Raw genomic sequence first — 14,313 nt, forward strand, 5'->3', positions numbered from 1 at the left:
TTACCTGGCCGAGGCGATGTCGACCGTGCCGAAGGCGGTGCGGCCGAAGCGGTCGGGACGGTACATGTCCTCAATGGCGGCTGCGGGCGCGACATAGCGGCCGGGCGAGACGGCGCGCGCGATATAGGCGACCGTGAAGGAGAGCGGCTGGTTGGACGAGCCAGGCCGTTCGAAGGCTGCGACATAGCGATCGTCGCGCGCTTCCGTGTGGACCGGCGTGACGTCCTGCTTCAGCCAGCTCAACCCCTGCGTCGATGCCCCCTCCGTGAGATTGGCATTCTCGATCTCGAGCCCGGCCGGCAGTGGATCGACCAGCAGCAGTCGCCCGTAGCGAACCGAGGGCTCGGTCACCCCCAGCACGACGACGTAGCGCTCGTTCTGGCGCAGACGCGCCGGATCAGCCTTCTCGCCCTTCATGGTGTAATAGGTCCGCTCCAGGGCAAAGCCCTGGTTCAGGGCGGGTTCGGCGGCGGTCGGAATGCCGGCAACGGTGATCACGGCCTGCGCGGAGGCGGCGCCGGGATTGGCGATGACGAGCGGCTTTGCTTCCAGCGCCTCATCCGAAAGCGTGCGGTAGAAGGCGCCCTTGCGCTCGGTGCCGTCGACGGTCAGCGCCATGCCCTCGGCCTCCTTGGCCATGGCCTGAGCCGCCAGCACCATCCACATGTTCTCCTGGGTCGAGGTGTAGCGGGCGGAGCCGCGGGCGCTCTCGACGATTGCGGAAGCGCGGGCGATGTCGGCACGCTCGCCATTGGTTTCGGCGATCAGGGTCAKGACCGCCGTGCCGTCGCGCAGGCGCGAGCCGTAGTCGGGCCGTGACAGGCCGTCGTCACGCGCCTCCTGGAGGCCAGCAAGCGCGCTGGTGAAGGCGGCGCGACCGCGACCGCGATCGCCGAGCAGCGAGAGTGCCGCTCCAATCTGCGCGCGTGCCAGCGGCGAGGCGAACTCGGCCAGCTTGTTGTCGGCGAGATAGCGCAGGTCGCCCATCACGGGCCGGCCGTTGCGCGCGAGCACATAGAGCGCATAGGCGATGCCGGCGGCTTCTTCCTTGTTGATCTCGCTGGTGTTGACGACCTGATTGCGCAGCCGGTCGAGCGCGAGATTGAAGGCGATCTGCGGAACGTTGAACTGGCGCTCGCGGGCGCGGGTCAGGAAGTCCGTAACGAAGGCATCGAGCCAGAGGTCTTCGCCGCCGACACCCCAGAGCCCGAAGGAGCCGTTGCCGCCCTGGCGGGCGAGCACGCGCTCGATTGCGCCGTTGACGCGCTCGTCGGCGTTGGCATCGAGCGCGAGCTGCTCGAGACTGGCCAGCCGGTTGACATGCAGCAGCGGCAAGGCGCGGCTGACGGTCTGCTCGGTGCAGCCATAAGGGTAGCGGTCAAGCGCCTTCAGGATMGCCGGCACGTCGAGCGCGGCCAGCGGCGAGACGGAGACAGAGACCTGGCCGGAGCGCGGTACGAGATCGGCCAGGAGGTCCGACGACACGGTGATAGAGCCGCCATTGCCCGGGATCGGCCGGACGATGCGGCGGGCGATCGTGTTGGCCGAGGGCTGCACGCGCACCGCGAGGTTCTGCACGGTACCGACGCCGTTCGGGCCGCTGATCCGGACATCGAACTCGGCGCGGCCGAGACCCGCCGCCGTGACCGGGATCGTCATCTGGCTCTTGGCGCCGGCCGCGAGCGTCAGCGTGCGCCGTGTTGCATCGGCGGCAACGAGGACGGGCCCCTTCACGTCGAGATCGACGAGATAGGGGCCCGCGGGTCCCTCGACATTGTCGATCTGGAGATGGAAGCGCGACTGGTCGCCGATCGCGAGGAAGCGCGGCAGCGTCGCCTGGGCGACGATCTGGTCGCGCACGATGACGTCGGTGCTGGTTTGGCCGGTGCGGCCTTGCGACCAGGCGACAGCCATGACGCGGACCGAACCGTTGAAGGCGGGCAGTTCGAAATCGATCTTCGCAGTGCCGTCCTGGCCGAGCTTGACCACCCCGGAATAGCGCGCGAGCGGCTCCTGCGTAGGCGCCTCGCCCTGCAATGCAGGGGCTGCGTCACCGCCGGAGCGGATGGTGCCGCGCACGCCCTGCATGCCGTCGATCAGATAGCCGTAAAGATCACGGAGTTCATGGCCGATCTGGCGCTGGCCGAAGAAGTACTTGCTGGCGTCCGGGCTTTCGAAGCGGGTGAGATTGAGGATGCCGACATCGACCGCCGCAACCGTGACGAAAGCCTCCTCGCCGGCGCGTGCCCCGCTGACCTTGACCGGCAGGGACAGCGTCGAGAGCGGGCGCACCAGATTGGGCGCTCCGAGGTCGACCTGGAGCGTGCGCTGTTCCTTGCCGATCGAGAACCAGGACAGGCCGATGGCGCGCCCGGGCAGGCGCTGGGCGGCGGTGTCCATCGGGCGGTGGGCCAACGCGACGAGATAGGCGCTCGCACCCCATTCCGCCTTGACCGGGATCGAGGCCGTGCTGCCGCCGGGAGCGATGTCGATCGTCTGGATCTCGTTCAGCTTGTCGCCGACGACGGCGAGCGTTGCCTTGCCCGCGAAGCGCGGCGAGAGCCTGACCTGCATGGTCTCGCCAATCGCATAGGACGGCTTGTCGAGCGCGACCTCCAGCACATCGGGCGTGTCGGCGGTCTTGTCGCTCTCATAGCCGACGGTGAAGGAGACGCTGGTCTCGGTCGCGTCGGAGCCATCGGAGGCGACGTCGAGCCGGTAATTGCCCCATTGAACCGGGGCAGCGATGCGGGCCGCGGCCGTCTCGCTGACGGCGACCTCGCCATCGGCGACGCGGCGCGTCGTCTTCACTCCCTCATAGTTCCAGCGACCATCCTGGAAGAACCACTGATAGTTGCGATTGACCTTGGACAGCGTCCATTTCACGCCCGGCTTGGCAAGGCGGCGGCCGTCGCCATTGGCCATGATGACGTCGAAACTCGCCGTTTGGCCATTGCCGAGCTCGCCATCTTTGAACAGGGGCTTCACGCCGATGGCGGCGCCCTTCGGCACGATCGGCAAGGTGACGGAGCGGGCGATGGCGCGGCCGCCCGGCTCACCGACGCGCAAGGTGATCTCGACCTCGAGCGGGCGGTTGGTCTCGGGCTGCTGCACGCCGGCCGAGATCGTGGCCTTGCCTGCGGCGTCGGTGGTGGCGCTCTCCTCGAGGTCGCTCTGGATCGACTCGAAGGCCTCGTCGGTGAGGCCGACCTGAAACTCGGCGAAGCCCGGGATGGCGGATTTCGCGGCGGCGCGGATCGTGGTCGAGCCGTTGACGTCGAGCTCGGAGCCCGGCGCGCCGTAGAGATAGTGTGCATTGACATCGATCTCGGCCGGTTCGCCGGCCTGGAGCACGGGTGATTTCGGCGCGAGCGTCAGCTCGAGGCGCTCGGGCACGTAATCCTCGACGAGGAAGGAAACCTCGCCGATGGCTGCGCCCTTCGGGTCGGCATAGGCCTGGACGCGCCAGGTGCCTGTCTGCGCGCCGGAGATCAGCGGGATGGAATGAGCCCGCCCGCCGGCACCCTGATCCTCGACCTGACGGCGGCGGTACTCGACACCGTCCGGTCGCTTCACCACCAGAGTCAGCGGCAGGCCGGTGACGGCAGCGCCGGCGGAATCCCGCAGCAGGCTGGTGAGATAGACGGTCTCGCCGGAGCGATAAACGCCGCGCTCGGTATAGAGATAGGCGTCGAGGCCGGCCGGGGCGACGCGGCCCTTCACGCCACGATCGGAGAGATCGAAGGCAGTCTGCTTCAGGTCAAGGAAGCCATAATCCTCGTCGAGCAGGGCGGTGACGAGGCCCGGCGCATTGCCGCCCTGGCCCTTGGCAAGGCCGGCATCGAAGCGGGCATAGCCCTTCGCATCCGTGCGGGCGGTGGCGAGCACCTCGTTGTTGCGGGCGATGAGGCGCAGCACCGCATTCGGGATCGGCGCTGCGTTGGCGAGCGAGCGCGCCAGCACATGCACGCCATCGGGACCGGAGAAGGAGGTCAGGCCGAGATCGGAGACGACAAACCATTGTGTCGCGCGGGTCGAGCCGTCGTCATAGTCGCCGTCGCCCGAGGGCTGCGCGGCCTGTCCGCCCGTCGGCTTGGCAAACATCACGTAGACCCCGGGCTTGAGCTGCCCGACCGCTTCCAGCACCGGGAAGGCGGTGATCACATCCTTGTTGAGCTCGGACTTGACGTCCATCGCGCCGGCCCAGACGCGCTGGCCCTTGTCGGACGCGATCTGGCCCGCGTTGTAGCTGCCGAGCTGGCTGAGGAAATCGTCGGAATGGACGGAGTTGATCAGGTTGCGGTCGCCGATGCGCATGACTTCGAGGTCGAGCTTGTCGGCATTCACGGAGACGACCGGGATGCCCTGCTGACCGGTGCGCGGCAGCACATAGTTCTTGCCGGTGAAGCGCACTGACGGTGTGCGATCGCGGACATAGACCTCATAATCGGCGGATTTCAGCAGCTTCTCGTCGGGGAGTGCGGAAGGCACACCCTGGCGAATGACGAACGCGTAGCGTTCGCCGTGGCGCAGGCCGTCGACGCAGATCTGGCGCTCCTCGGCGCTGACGGCGAAATCGCCCTTGCCGCCGGAAATCGCGACATAGGGCGCGAAATCGATGCGCCCGCGGGCGAGCGGCTCGGAGAATTCGAAGCAGGCGCGCGGGCTCGCCGCATCGGCATCGACCTTGTTGGAGAGCAAGCGGAAGCCGCGCTTCTCGCGCAGGCCTTCATAGGCGGTGCGCAGTTGCGCATTGTCCTGGAGATCGAGGCYGAGACGATAGGCGGTCAGGGCCGGGCGCCAGAGTTCGTTGCGCTCGAAGGTGCGGGCGAGCACCGCGAGCGAGKCTGCTTCGTCCGGGCGGGAGGTTGCGCGCTGATAGGCGAGGTAGGCTGCACTGATCGCGCGTTCGCGCAGTTCCCAGCGCTCACGATAGTCACGCGGCTCGATAGCATTGGCGGCGCGTGCCATCAGGCGCCAGCCGGCGGAATTCTGGGGATCGGCGACGACGGCGGCATTGGCCTGGGGCAGGGCGGCACGGGCATCGCCTCGGGAGAGCGCAGCTTCGCCGTCACGCAGCGCGACCGCCGCGGGGCGTGTGCTGGCCGAGACGTCGCGCTTCAGGCGTTCCTCGAGCCTTTGCCCATCAGCCTGGAGATCGTTGCGGATATAGGCCTTCTGGGCGAGTGCCGGGGTGGCGGCGAGGGCAAGACCGAGAATCAGCGCGAGCCGGGAGAGCAAGGTCATGATCAGTCCCTTCGGCCGGTCCGGCCTGTCGTCATCGATAGTGCTGCGCAGTCGCAAGGGCGGCACGGTATCACCAAAGGCTAGCATCCGTGCTCGCCGGTGCAACGTGAAAGCTGATGACGGAGTGTCTGCAGCATAGGCGGAGCCAGCCGCGCATCCGCTGCCTGAGGCTCTGAACCGGCACGCATGGCGGGCCTCCTTGAAAGCACGCGTCCTGCGCCTCAATTGGTGCGGATGCGTTCCGCCGGGCTCATCTCGGCACAATCTCCCTCGACCGTAGCCAGCCTGAACGGACATGTGCATGACACAGCCTCTCGAACTGGGCCTGGACACGTTTGGCGATGTCACCTCCGGGGCGGACGGCCAGCCGTTGCCGCACGCAGAGGTCATCCGCAACCTGATCGACGAGGCCGTGCTGGCCGATCAGGTCGGGGTCGATTTCTTCGGTGTCGGCGAGCATCATCGCGCGGATTTCGCCATTTCCTCGCCGGAGGTCGTGCTTGCGGCGATAGCCGGGCGCACAGAGCGGATCCGCCTCGGCTCAGCCGTTACGGTGCTGAGCTCCGACGATCCGATCCGGGTGTTCCAGCGTTTCTCGACGCTCAACGCGGCGTCGGGCGGACGGGCAGAGGTCATTCTCGGCCGTGGCTCCTTCACCGAGTCCTTCCCGCTCTTCGGTTATGAGCTGCGCGATTACGAAACCCTGTTCGAGGAGAAGCTCGAAATCTTCGCGGCACTGATCAGCCAGGATGCGGTGACGTGGTCGGGCACGACGCGGCCGCCGCTCAAGAACCAGCGCGTCTTTCCCTCGTTGGAAACCGGGGTGCTGAAGACCTGGATCGGGGTTGGCGGGAGTCCCGAATCCGTCGTTCGTGCCGCCCGCTACGGCCTGCCGCTGATGCTCGCGATCATTGGCGGCGATCCGGCGCGCTTCCGGCCCTATGTCGATCTCTATCACCGCGCCTTTGCGCAACTGGGGAAACCGGTGCCGCCGGTCGGGGTGCATTCGCCGGGCTATGTGGCGGAAACGGACGAGCGGGCGCGCGAGGAGTTCTTCACGGACTACAAGCGGATGCGCGACCGGATCGGCGGTGAGCGCGGCTGGCCGCCTATGAATCGCGCCGAGTTCGATCAGGAGATCGATTTCGGCTCGCTTTATGTCGGGTCGCCGGAGACGGTCGCGCGCAAGATCGCCGCGACGGTCAAGGCGCTCGATGCGGCGCGCTTCCAGATGAAATACAGCGCCGGGCCTCTTAGCCATGACAGGCTCATGGGCTGCATCGAGCTCTATGGACGCAGGGTCGTGCCTCTGGTCCACGAAATGCTTGCCTGACGAGACCAGTTGCGGATGCGCCGGCAATGACGCTTCAATGCTGCCGATTGCAGGGGAGCGCGTGATGGCGACGGGGTTGAGGTCTTCGCTTGGGACAAGGGGGCTGCTCGTCGCTGCCGGGCTGCTGTTCTTGYCGGCGCTCGCGCAAGCCCAGCCGCAACCTGCGGCGAATCCGCAACTTGCCGCGGCGCAGGCTGCCTTCGACGCCTTGCCCGAGCTCGAACGCAAGGCGATCCAGAACGACCTGATCTGGGCGGGACATTTCAACGGCGCGGTCAGCGGCTCCTACGGGCCGCTGACCTTTCGTGGCATCAACGCGCTGAAGGCCGGCTCGCGCGGCATGCCGGACGGCATCCTGACGCCCGTCGAGCGCCGGGCATTGGCGCAGGCGGCGGGGGCGGCGCGCGAGGCGGCGGGCTTCCGCGTCATCACCGACGAACGCACCGGTATCCGCATCGGCATTCCGACCAAGCTGCTGCCGCGCCGCGAGGCGACCGCGACCGGCGGCGGCCGCTGGCAGAGCGAGGATGGCAGGGTGACGCTCGACACGAGCACGGCACCGGCAGGGGATACTGTCGAGGCGCTGTTCGAGAAGGCCACGAGCGCGGCCGTTCCAGGGCGGAAAATCACATACAAGCTGCTCCGGCCGGATTTCTTCGTAGTCACTGGCGAGACGCCGTCGGGGCGGTTCTACCGGCGCCTGTCGTCGGGGCCGGGCGGCCTGCGCGGCTTCTCGATCGGCTACGACAAGGCTCTCGCGCCGAGCATCGACAAGCTCGTCATCGCTATTGCCAGCAGCTTCGAACCCTTTCCGACCGGGCCTGCGCCTGCGACGGCGGGTCCTGCGGTCGCGAGCGTGCCGACACCAGGCGCGGCGCCTCCGGTCGTGGTCGCGGCGAGGCCGACGGAGCGCTTCGGTGTCGGCCTCGCTGTCTCGGACAAGCTCGTCCTGACGGCGACGGCGGCGATCGACCCCTGCAAATCGCTCAAGGTTTCCGGTCGGCCGGCGCGGCTGCGCATCAAGGACGATGCGAGCGGCCTTGCCTTGCTGGATGTCGACGGCACTGCGGCCGGAGCTCCCCCAGGCCTTCGGAGTGGGGCGCTGGTGGCGCAGGAGAGCGTCGTGCTGATGGCTTTCGGCGATTCCGGCGGGCAGCGCACGGCGATGGCCCTGCCGGGACAATCCGTGCGCCTCGGCGCCGGCGAGGCGGTGTTCGCGCCGCTGCAACCCGGCCAGGCGGGCAGCCCGGTCTTCGATCGCCAGGGTCGTCTTGCCGGGTTGGTGACGTCCAACCCCTCGGACAGGGTGCTGATTGCAGGGGTCGCGCCGCAGCGCGCCTACGCGATTGCCGCCGGGGCTGCCATGCAGGCGCTGCTGGGCAAGGCAGGCGTAACGCTTCAAGCCGCGACGTCGGGGCCGGAGATCAGCACCGGGGCGGTGGTCGAGAAGGTCGGAAAGGCTGCATTGCCCGTCGCATGCGGACTGTGAACCCGTCTTCAAAGAGCAGTTGTTTCCGTTACGACAATCGGCTCAGATAGCGTCGGACTGACAAGGGAGCCCCGCATCCGCGGAGAAGCATCCCGGACCTAAATCGATTAAGCGGAGGGAACACGGGAATGACGGACGGCATCAACAGACGTAAGCTTTTGAAGGGTGCGGCAGCGGCAGGCGCGGCAAGTCTGATCGTCAAGCCGGCAATCGCGCAGGCACAATGGCCGAGCCGCCCCCTGACGATGATCTGCCCCTGGGGCGCAGGTGGCGGCACGGACGCGACGGCGCGCATCGTCGCTTCGCTCCTGGAGAAGGATCTCGGCCAGCCCTGCAACGTCGTCAACCGCACCGGCGGCTCGGGCGTCGTCGGCCATTCGGCGATCGCGACGGCGGCTCCCGACGGCTACAATATCGGCATGCTGACGGTCGAGATCTCGATGATGCATCATCAGGGTCTCACCGATCTCACGCCGGCAAGCTATACCGCGCTGGCGCTGATGAACGAGGATCCGCCAGGCGTGCAGGTCAGCGCCTCGAGCCCGCACAAGGACATCAAGGCTCTTGCCGAAGCCATCAAGGCTGCGCCTCCCGGCAAGCTCAAGGCCTCGGGAACAGGCCAGGGCGGTATCTGGCACCTCGCGCTGGTCGGCTGGCTGGTGGCGATGGGGCTGAAGCCCGATCATGTCGCCTGGGTGCCGTCGAATGGCGCAGCACCCGGCATGCAGGACCTCGCAGCCGGCGGCATCGACATCGTCACCTGCTCGGTGCCCGAAGCCCGGGCCATGATCGATGCCGGCAAGGCGAAGTCGCTCGCCATCATGGCGACCGAGCGCAATCCGCAGTTMAAAGACGTTCCGACGCTGAACGAGACACTCGGCGTCAACTACTMGGTCGGCGCCTGGCGTGGCATCGGCGCGCCCAAGGGGCTGCCGGCCGATATCCAGGGCAAGCTCGCCGCCGCGCTGAAAAAGGCCTTCGACTCCAAGGAATACAAGGACTTCATGAACGCCCGGGGCTTCGGCATGAAGTTCGCCGACCCGGCAGGCTTTGCTTCATTCATGGCCGAAGGTGACAAGGCCATGGCGTCCGCGATGAAGGCGGCGGGCCTGGCCAAGGCCTGAGGCGGCAAACGGTTGGCGGAAGGGTGAGGCAGCTTCATCCTTCCGCCGCTTCTCGATCTTTCAGACTGTGCCYGAAATGAGTGCGGGAGATGCGGTCGCTCGCGCTCATGGCGCCGCCCCGGCACGGATCAGCGGACGTTTCGCGATGCTTCTATCCGACAAGATAACCGGGGGCGTGATGGTGGCGCTCGGCGCCACTGCCTTCCTCTATGGATCCACACTTCCGCCGGTCCCTGGCCAGCAGGTCGGCCCCTCCGCCTTTCCAATGGCCGTCGGGGCTGCCCTCGTCCTCTGCGGCACGCTGATCGCCTTCGGTATCGGGCGGCATTTCGAAGAAGTGGCCGAGGCGGATGTCGCGAGCCATAGTGCGCCGGAACTGCTCGAGCCCTTGCCGGCCTGGCGGAACTGGCTTGCATTGCTGCCGCCGGCTCTGCTCGCCTTCTATGCGCTTGCGTCCGAGGCAATGGGCTTTCTGCCGACGGCAGGGATCATGGTTGTGATCGCGAGCTTCGCCTTCGGGGCGCGGCCGAAGCTCGCGGTGCCGTTGGCGCTGATCGCGCCTTTCGTCATCAACCTGATTTTMCTGAAGCTGCTGCGCGTGCCCTTGCCCGGCGGCCTTCTGCCTTTCCCGTGGTGAGCCGATGAATACCGTCATCCAGGCCTTCGGACTGGTCTTCCAGACCGATGTGATGATCGCGATCGTCGCCTCGGCCTTCTATGGCCTGACGGTCGGCGCGTTGCCGGGGCTCTCGGCCACGATGGCGACGGCACTCCTGGTGCCGATCACCTTCTATCTGTCACCGATCGCGGCCATCGCCACCATCATCACCGCATCGGCGATGGCGATCTTCTCGGGCGATATTCCGGGCTGCCTGCTGCGCATTCCCGGGACGCCGGCTTCCGCGGCCTACACGGACGAAGCCTATGCAATGACCCGCAAGGGCCAAGCCGAGACGGCACTCGGCATCTGCCTGTGGTTCTCGGCGCTCGGCGGCATCGCCGGCACGCTGTCGCTGATGCTGATCGCACCGTTGCTGGCCGAGTTTGCGCTGTCCTTCTCGACCTACGAGAATTTCTGGCTCGCCATGCTGGGGCTGATGTGCTCGACGCTGGTCGCCCGCTCCTCGCCGATCAAGGCTATCGCCGCGATGCTGCTTGGCCTGCTCATCACCTGCATCGGTATCGACAATCCCGGCGGCGTCCCGCGCTTCACCTTCGGCTCGACCGATCTTCTTGGCGGCATCGAGCCGATACCGGCGCTGGTCGGCGTCTTTGCGCTTGCCGAGGTGATGCGCGCCCTGACCGAGCGCGAGCCGCCGAAGCTGGAGCACCGCCGGCTCGGCAGCATCCTCAAGGGGCAGATCGAGCTGACCAAGAAATATCCGAAGCAGCAGACGCGCGGGAACATCGTCGGCATCATCATCGGCGTCCTGCCCGGTGCCGGTGCCGACATGGCTGCCTGGGTCAGCTATGCGATGTCCAAGCGCTTCTCAAAGACCCCGGAGAAATTCGGGACCGGCCATCCCGAAGGTTTGATCGAGGCTGGCGCAAGCAATAACGCCTCGCTCGCGTCGGGTTGGGTTCCGGCGCTGCTCTTCGGCATTCCCGGCGACACGATCACGGCGATCGCCATCGGCGTGCTTTACATGAAGGGGCTCAATCCGGGCCCGACGCTGTTCACCGAGCAGGCGTCGAGCATGTATGCGCTCTACATCATCTTCCTGCTCGGCAACATCATCATGATCCCGTTCGGCATCATCATGATCAGGCTGGCGAGCCGTGTCGTCGGGGCTCCGCGCTCGGCGGTCATGCCGGTGATCATGATCTTTTGTGCGGTCGGGGCCTTCTCAACGGCGGGCAACAACCTGTTTGCGGTCTGGTGCGTCGCGATCTTCGGCCTGCTCGGCTTTGTGATGGAGAAGAACGGCTATCCCGTTGCTGCCATGGTGCTCGGCATCGTCATGGGCACGATGGTGGAGCAGAGCTTCGTCACCTCGTTGATCAAGTCGGACGGTTCCATCCTGCCCTTCTTCAGCCGCCCGGTCTCGATGGTGCTGTCTTCGATGACGATCGCGGCACTGCTCTGGCCGGTCTTCATGTGGTCCCTGGAGAAACTGCGGTCGAGACGGGCGGTCGCCGCGTAGTTGCGGCGGGCGCGCGGCGTCAGGCTATTACGTCGCGCGCCTTCAATGCGTCCAGACGCTCGGCAGGCAGACCGAGTTCGTCCGCGAGGACTGCCCAGGTGTCATGGCCCAGCGCCGGCGGCATATGGCGCACCGGCAGCCGTTCGCCATCGAGGCGGTAGGGCGGAGCGAGTACGGCGGGTGCGCCGGCATTGTCCCCGTCCTCCACCAGCATGCCGGCCCGCCCAGCCCGCTCCGAGCGCAAGGCGCGGTTGAGGCCGAGCACCTCGCCGCTGGGAATGCCGTTCGCCGCCAGTTTCGTGAGCAGTTCGGCGCGCGGGCGGGCGCGCAGCTCCGCCTCGATGAGCGGCAACAGTTCGGAGCGGTGGGTGGTGCGCTGGAGATTTGTGGCGTAGCGCGGGTTCTCAGCAAGGTCGACCCGGTCGATCACCGAACGGCAGAAACGATCATATTGAGCGTTGTTCCCGACCGTGAGGACGAGCGCGCCGTCCGCCGCATCGAACACGCCATAGGGTACGATCGAGGGATGGGCGTTGCCGTAGCGCGGCGGGTCCCCGCCGAGCGCCAGGGCCTCCAGCCCGTAATAGGAGGTGACCGAGAGGCCGCAATCGAACAGCGCCATCTCGACATGCCTGCCCTTGCCGGTGCGTCCGCGCTGGACGAGAGCCGCGAGCACGGCCTGCGCCGCATATTGGCCGGTGAAGAGATCGGCAATCGCGACACCGAATTTCAGCGGGGGCTGGTCGTCATTGCCGTTCATGGCCATGAGGCCGGATTCGCCCTGGATGACGAGATCGTAGCCGGGTCGTGCGGCCTCCGGTCCATCGGAGCCGTAGCCGGCAATGGAGCAGTAGATCAGGCCGGGGTTCCCGGCGCTGAGCGCGGCATAGCCAAGGCCGAGCTTGTCGGCGCCGCCGGTTTTGAAATTCTGGATCAGCACGTCGCTCTTGCGCGCGAGCTCAAGGATGATGGCGAGGCCCTCGGGCTGGCCGAGATCGATGCCGATCGAGCGCTTGTTGCGGTTGACGCTGTTGAAATAGCAGGTGTTGCGCTCTCCGAGCCGCATGCCCCAGTCGCGCGTATCGTCGCCGMGCTGGGGATGCTCGACCTTGATGACATCGGCGCCGAGATCGGCCAGGACCTGGCCGCACCAGGGGCCGGCGAGGATGCGCGAGAGATCGAGAACGCGAATGCCGGCGAGGGGAAGGTCGGATGCGATCACGAACCCATCACTCCTTCAAGACTGGCTGCCAGCGCGATCAGGCGCGGCCGGACGTCCTCGAGCAGGAAACCGGGATCGAGGATGACGGTCGGCGCGCCGCAATTGATCGTCATCGGCGGCAGGCCTCCACCGGGGTGGAAGGCCACTGCGATCGCGCTCACCGTCGGCTGCCAGTCGCCGAAGGAGCGGACGCAACCTGTCATGCGATACTCCTCGAGCGCCTGTTCAATGCCCTCGCGCAGACTCGGCCAGGCAGCGTCGTCGACGGAGCGGAAATCGTCCATGATGGCCTGGCGCTCGGCCGGGTCGCAGGCGGCGAGATAGGCCCGGCCCATGGCGCTGCGTGCCATCGAGATGCGCGAGCCGGTATCGATGTTGAGGGCGATCGCGACCTCGCCCCGGCAGCACTCGATATAGCGCATGCTCAGCCGGTCGCGGACGCCGAGGCCGACCGAGGCCTTGGCGAAGTCGGCGAGTTCCTGCATGCCGGGCCGTGCGATCTGGCGCACATCGAGCCCGGCAAGCGCGGTGGCGCCGAGTGCGATCAGCGCGGTGCCAAGCCGGTATGCTCCGCTATGCGGGACATGATGGAGATAGCCCAGCTTGGTCAGCGTATAGGTCAGCCGCGAAACGGTGGAACGGGCAAGTCCGCAGCGTGCTGCGATTTCCGAGTTGGCGAGCGCATCCTCGTTGCGCTTGAAACAGGCGAGCACATCGAGCCCACGCGCCAGGGCGGTGACGAAATGCCGGTCTTCCTTCGGCCCGGCTCGTTCGCCGCGTTCGGGGGCGTCCGACAGCTGCGCCGCCATTGCCTCAGCGTTTCATCAGGAACGCGGCGAAGGCGGCCTGCGCCTCGGCCGAGACCAGGCGCTCGCCGAAATGCCTGGCTTCGAGCGCGATCGTTTCGGCCACGGCGGCGGCATTGCCGCGCTTCAGCAGCATCTTCGTCAGGGCGACCGATTGCGGCGGCAGGGCAGCGAGCGCCCGCGCCTTGTCGAGCGCGATCGAGAGCGCTTCGCCTTCCGCCACCACGGCATTGACGAGGCCCGCTTCGGCTGCCGTCTCGGGAGGGAACGCCTCGCCCAGCAGCAGCAGTTCCGCGGCGCGCTTGCTGCCGGCAATCATCGGCAGCAGATGGCTCGATCCGCCTTCGGGGCAGAGCCCGAGCGTAACGAAGGGCAGGCGGAAGCTGGCGCTACGCCCGGCGAAGGCAAGGTCGCAATGCAACAGCATGGTGGTGCCGATGCCGACGGCAAAGCCTTCGACCGCGGCGACGATCGGCTTCTTCGCCGTCGAGATCGTCGTCAGGAAATCGATGGCGATGCGCGCACCGTCGCCCGAGGCCGCGGCGAAATCCTTGATGTCGTTACCGCTGGTGAAGCACCCGGCCGCGCCGGTGAGCACCAGCGCGCGGACAGCCTCATCAGCTTCGCCTGCGGTGATGGCCGCGATCAATCCGCCATAGGTTGCGCGGTCGAGCGCGTTGCGCCGGTCGGGGCGATTGATGGTGATCTGGAGGACGCCGGGAAAGGGGCTTTGAGTCAGAACGGTCGCGGTCATCCCTTGCCTATCCCCTGTCGATCTTCACGCAATCCCAGCAGCGCTGTTCTGCCTGTCGGAAGGATGCGCCGTGATACTGGATTCGCAGGAACGATCCGTCCTAGCGTCGATCCGTGCAAGGCATGACATGCAGCTTCCGGAGCGGTCAAGTTGTGGGCGTTCATTCTGCAATGCAGTTCCCGCTTGTGGCGCCG

Annotated in this window: 9 protein-coding genes; 5 read left to right on the forward strand and 4 right to left on the reverse strand. The window is 66.9% G+C overall.

Annotation, left to right across the window (positions count from 1 at the left end; translation table 11 throughout):
- A complete protein-coding gene (locus AC1DJT_RS03510) occupies nucleotides 1-5,247 on the reverse strand; it encodes an alpha-2-macroglobulin family protein (RefSeq protein ID WP_476833542.1) in 5,247 nt (1,748 codons plus the stop codon).
- Nucleotides 5,248-5,548: 301 nt separating this feature from the next.
- On the opposite strand from AC1DJT_RS03510, the gene AC1DJT_RS03515 reads away from it, so the two are divergent.
- The 5 genes from AC1DJT_RS03515 (at nucleotide 5,549) to AC1DJT_RS03535 (ending at nucleotide 11,337) form a co-directional block, all read left to right on the forward strand.
- Nucleotides 5,549-6,580 carry an LLM class flavin-dependent oxidoreductase gene (locus AC1DJT_RS03515; protein ID WP_441504408.1) on the forward strand — a complete coding sequence of 344 codons (1,032 nt, stop codon included), beginning with the start codon at nucleotides 5,549-5,551 and terminating at the stop codon, nucleotides 6,578-6,580.
- A 37-nt stretch (nucleotides 6,581-6,617) separates the two neighbouring features.
- Nucleotides 6,618-8,069, forward strand: coding sequence for a trypsin-like peptidase domain-containing protein (locus AC1DJT_RS03520; RefSeq protein WP_476833534.1), 1,452 nt, complete (start codon nucleotides 6,618-6,620; stop codon nucleotides 8,067-8,069).
- Nucleotides 8,070-8,197: 128 nt separating this feature from the next.
- Nucleotides 8,198-9,193 (forward strand): tripartite tricarboxylate transporter substrate binding protein, encoded by a 996-nt coding sequence (locus AC1DJT_RS03525; protein ID WP_476833535.1) that lies wholly within the window; start codon nucleotides 8,198-8,200, stop codon nucleotides 9,191-9,193.
- 145 nt (nucleotides 9,194-9,338) lie between these two features.
- Nucleotides 9,339-9,830: a tripartite tricarboxylate transporter TctB family protein gene (locus tag AC1DJT_RS03530; protein WP_476833536.1), complete on the forward strand. Its 492-nt coding sequence runs from the start codon at nucleotides 9,339-9,341 to the stop codon at nucleotides 9,828-9,830.
- A 4-nt stretch (nucleotides 9,831-9,834) separates the two neighbouring features.
- Entirely contained in the window at nucleotides 9,835-11,337 is a 1,503-nt protein-coding gene (locus AC1DJT_RS03535; RefSeq protein ID WP_441488008.1) for a tripartite tricarboxylate transporter permease, read from the forward strand.
- 19 nt (nucleotides 11,338-11,356) lie between these two features.
- Here AC1DJT_RS03535 and AC1DJT_RS03540 read toward each other — a convergent pair whose 3' ends face one another.
- Genes AC1DJT_RS03540 through AC1DJT_RS03550 form a run of 3 tightly spaced genes read right to left on the reverse strand, consistent with a single transcriptional unit; the run spans nucleotide 11,357 to nucleotide 14,119 of the window.
- Nucleotides 11,357-12,559, reverse strand: coding sequence for a CaiB/BaiF CoA transferase family protein (locus tag AC1DJT_RS03540; RefSeq protein WP_476833537.1), 1,203 nt, complete (start codon nucleotides 12,557-12,559; stop codon nucleotides 11,357-11,359).
- Nucleotides 12,556-13,368: an IclR family transcriptional regulator gene (locus tag AC1DJT_RS03545; protein WP_441504414.1), complete on the reverse strand. Its 813-nt coding sequence runs from the start codon at nucleotides 13,366-13,368 to the stop codon at nucleotides 12,556-12,558. The genes AC1DJT_RS03540 and AC1DJT_RS03545 overlap by 4 nt, the downstream gene beginning before the upstream one ends.
- Nucleotides 13,369-13,372: 4 nt before the next feature.
- Entirely contained in the window at nucleotides 13,373-14,119 is a 747-nt protein-coding gene (locus tag AC1DJT_RS03550) for an enoyl-CoA hydratase-related protein (protein ID WP_441488011.1), read from the reverse strand.
- Between the last annotated feature and the right edge of the window lie 194 nt (nucleotides 14,120-14,313).

This window comes from Allobosea sp. 05T422_2, assembly GCF_056396265.1.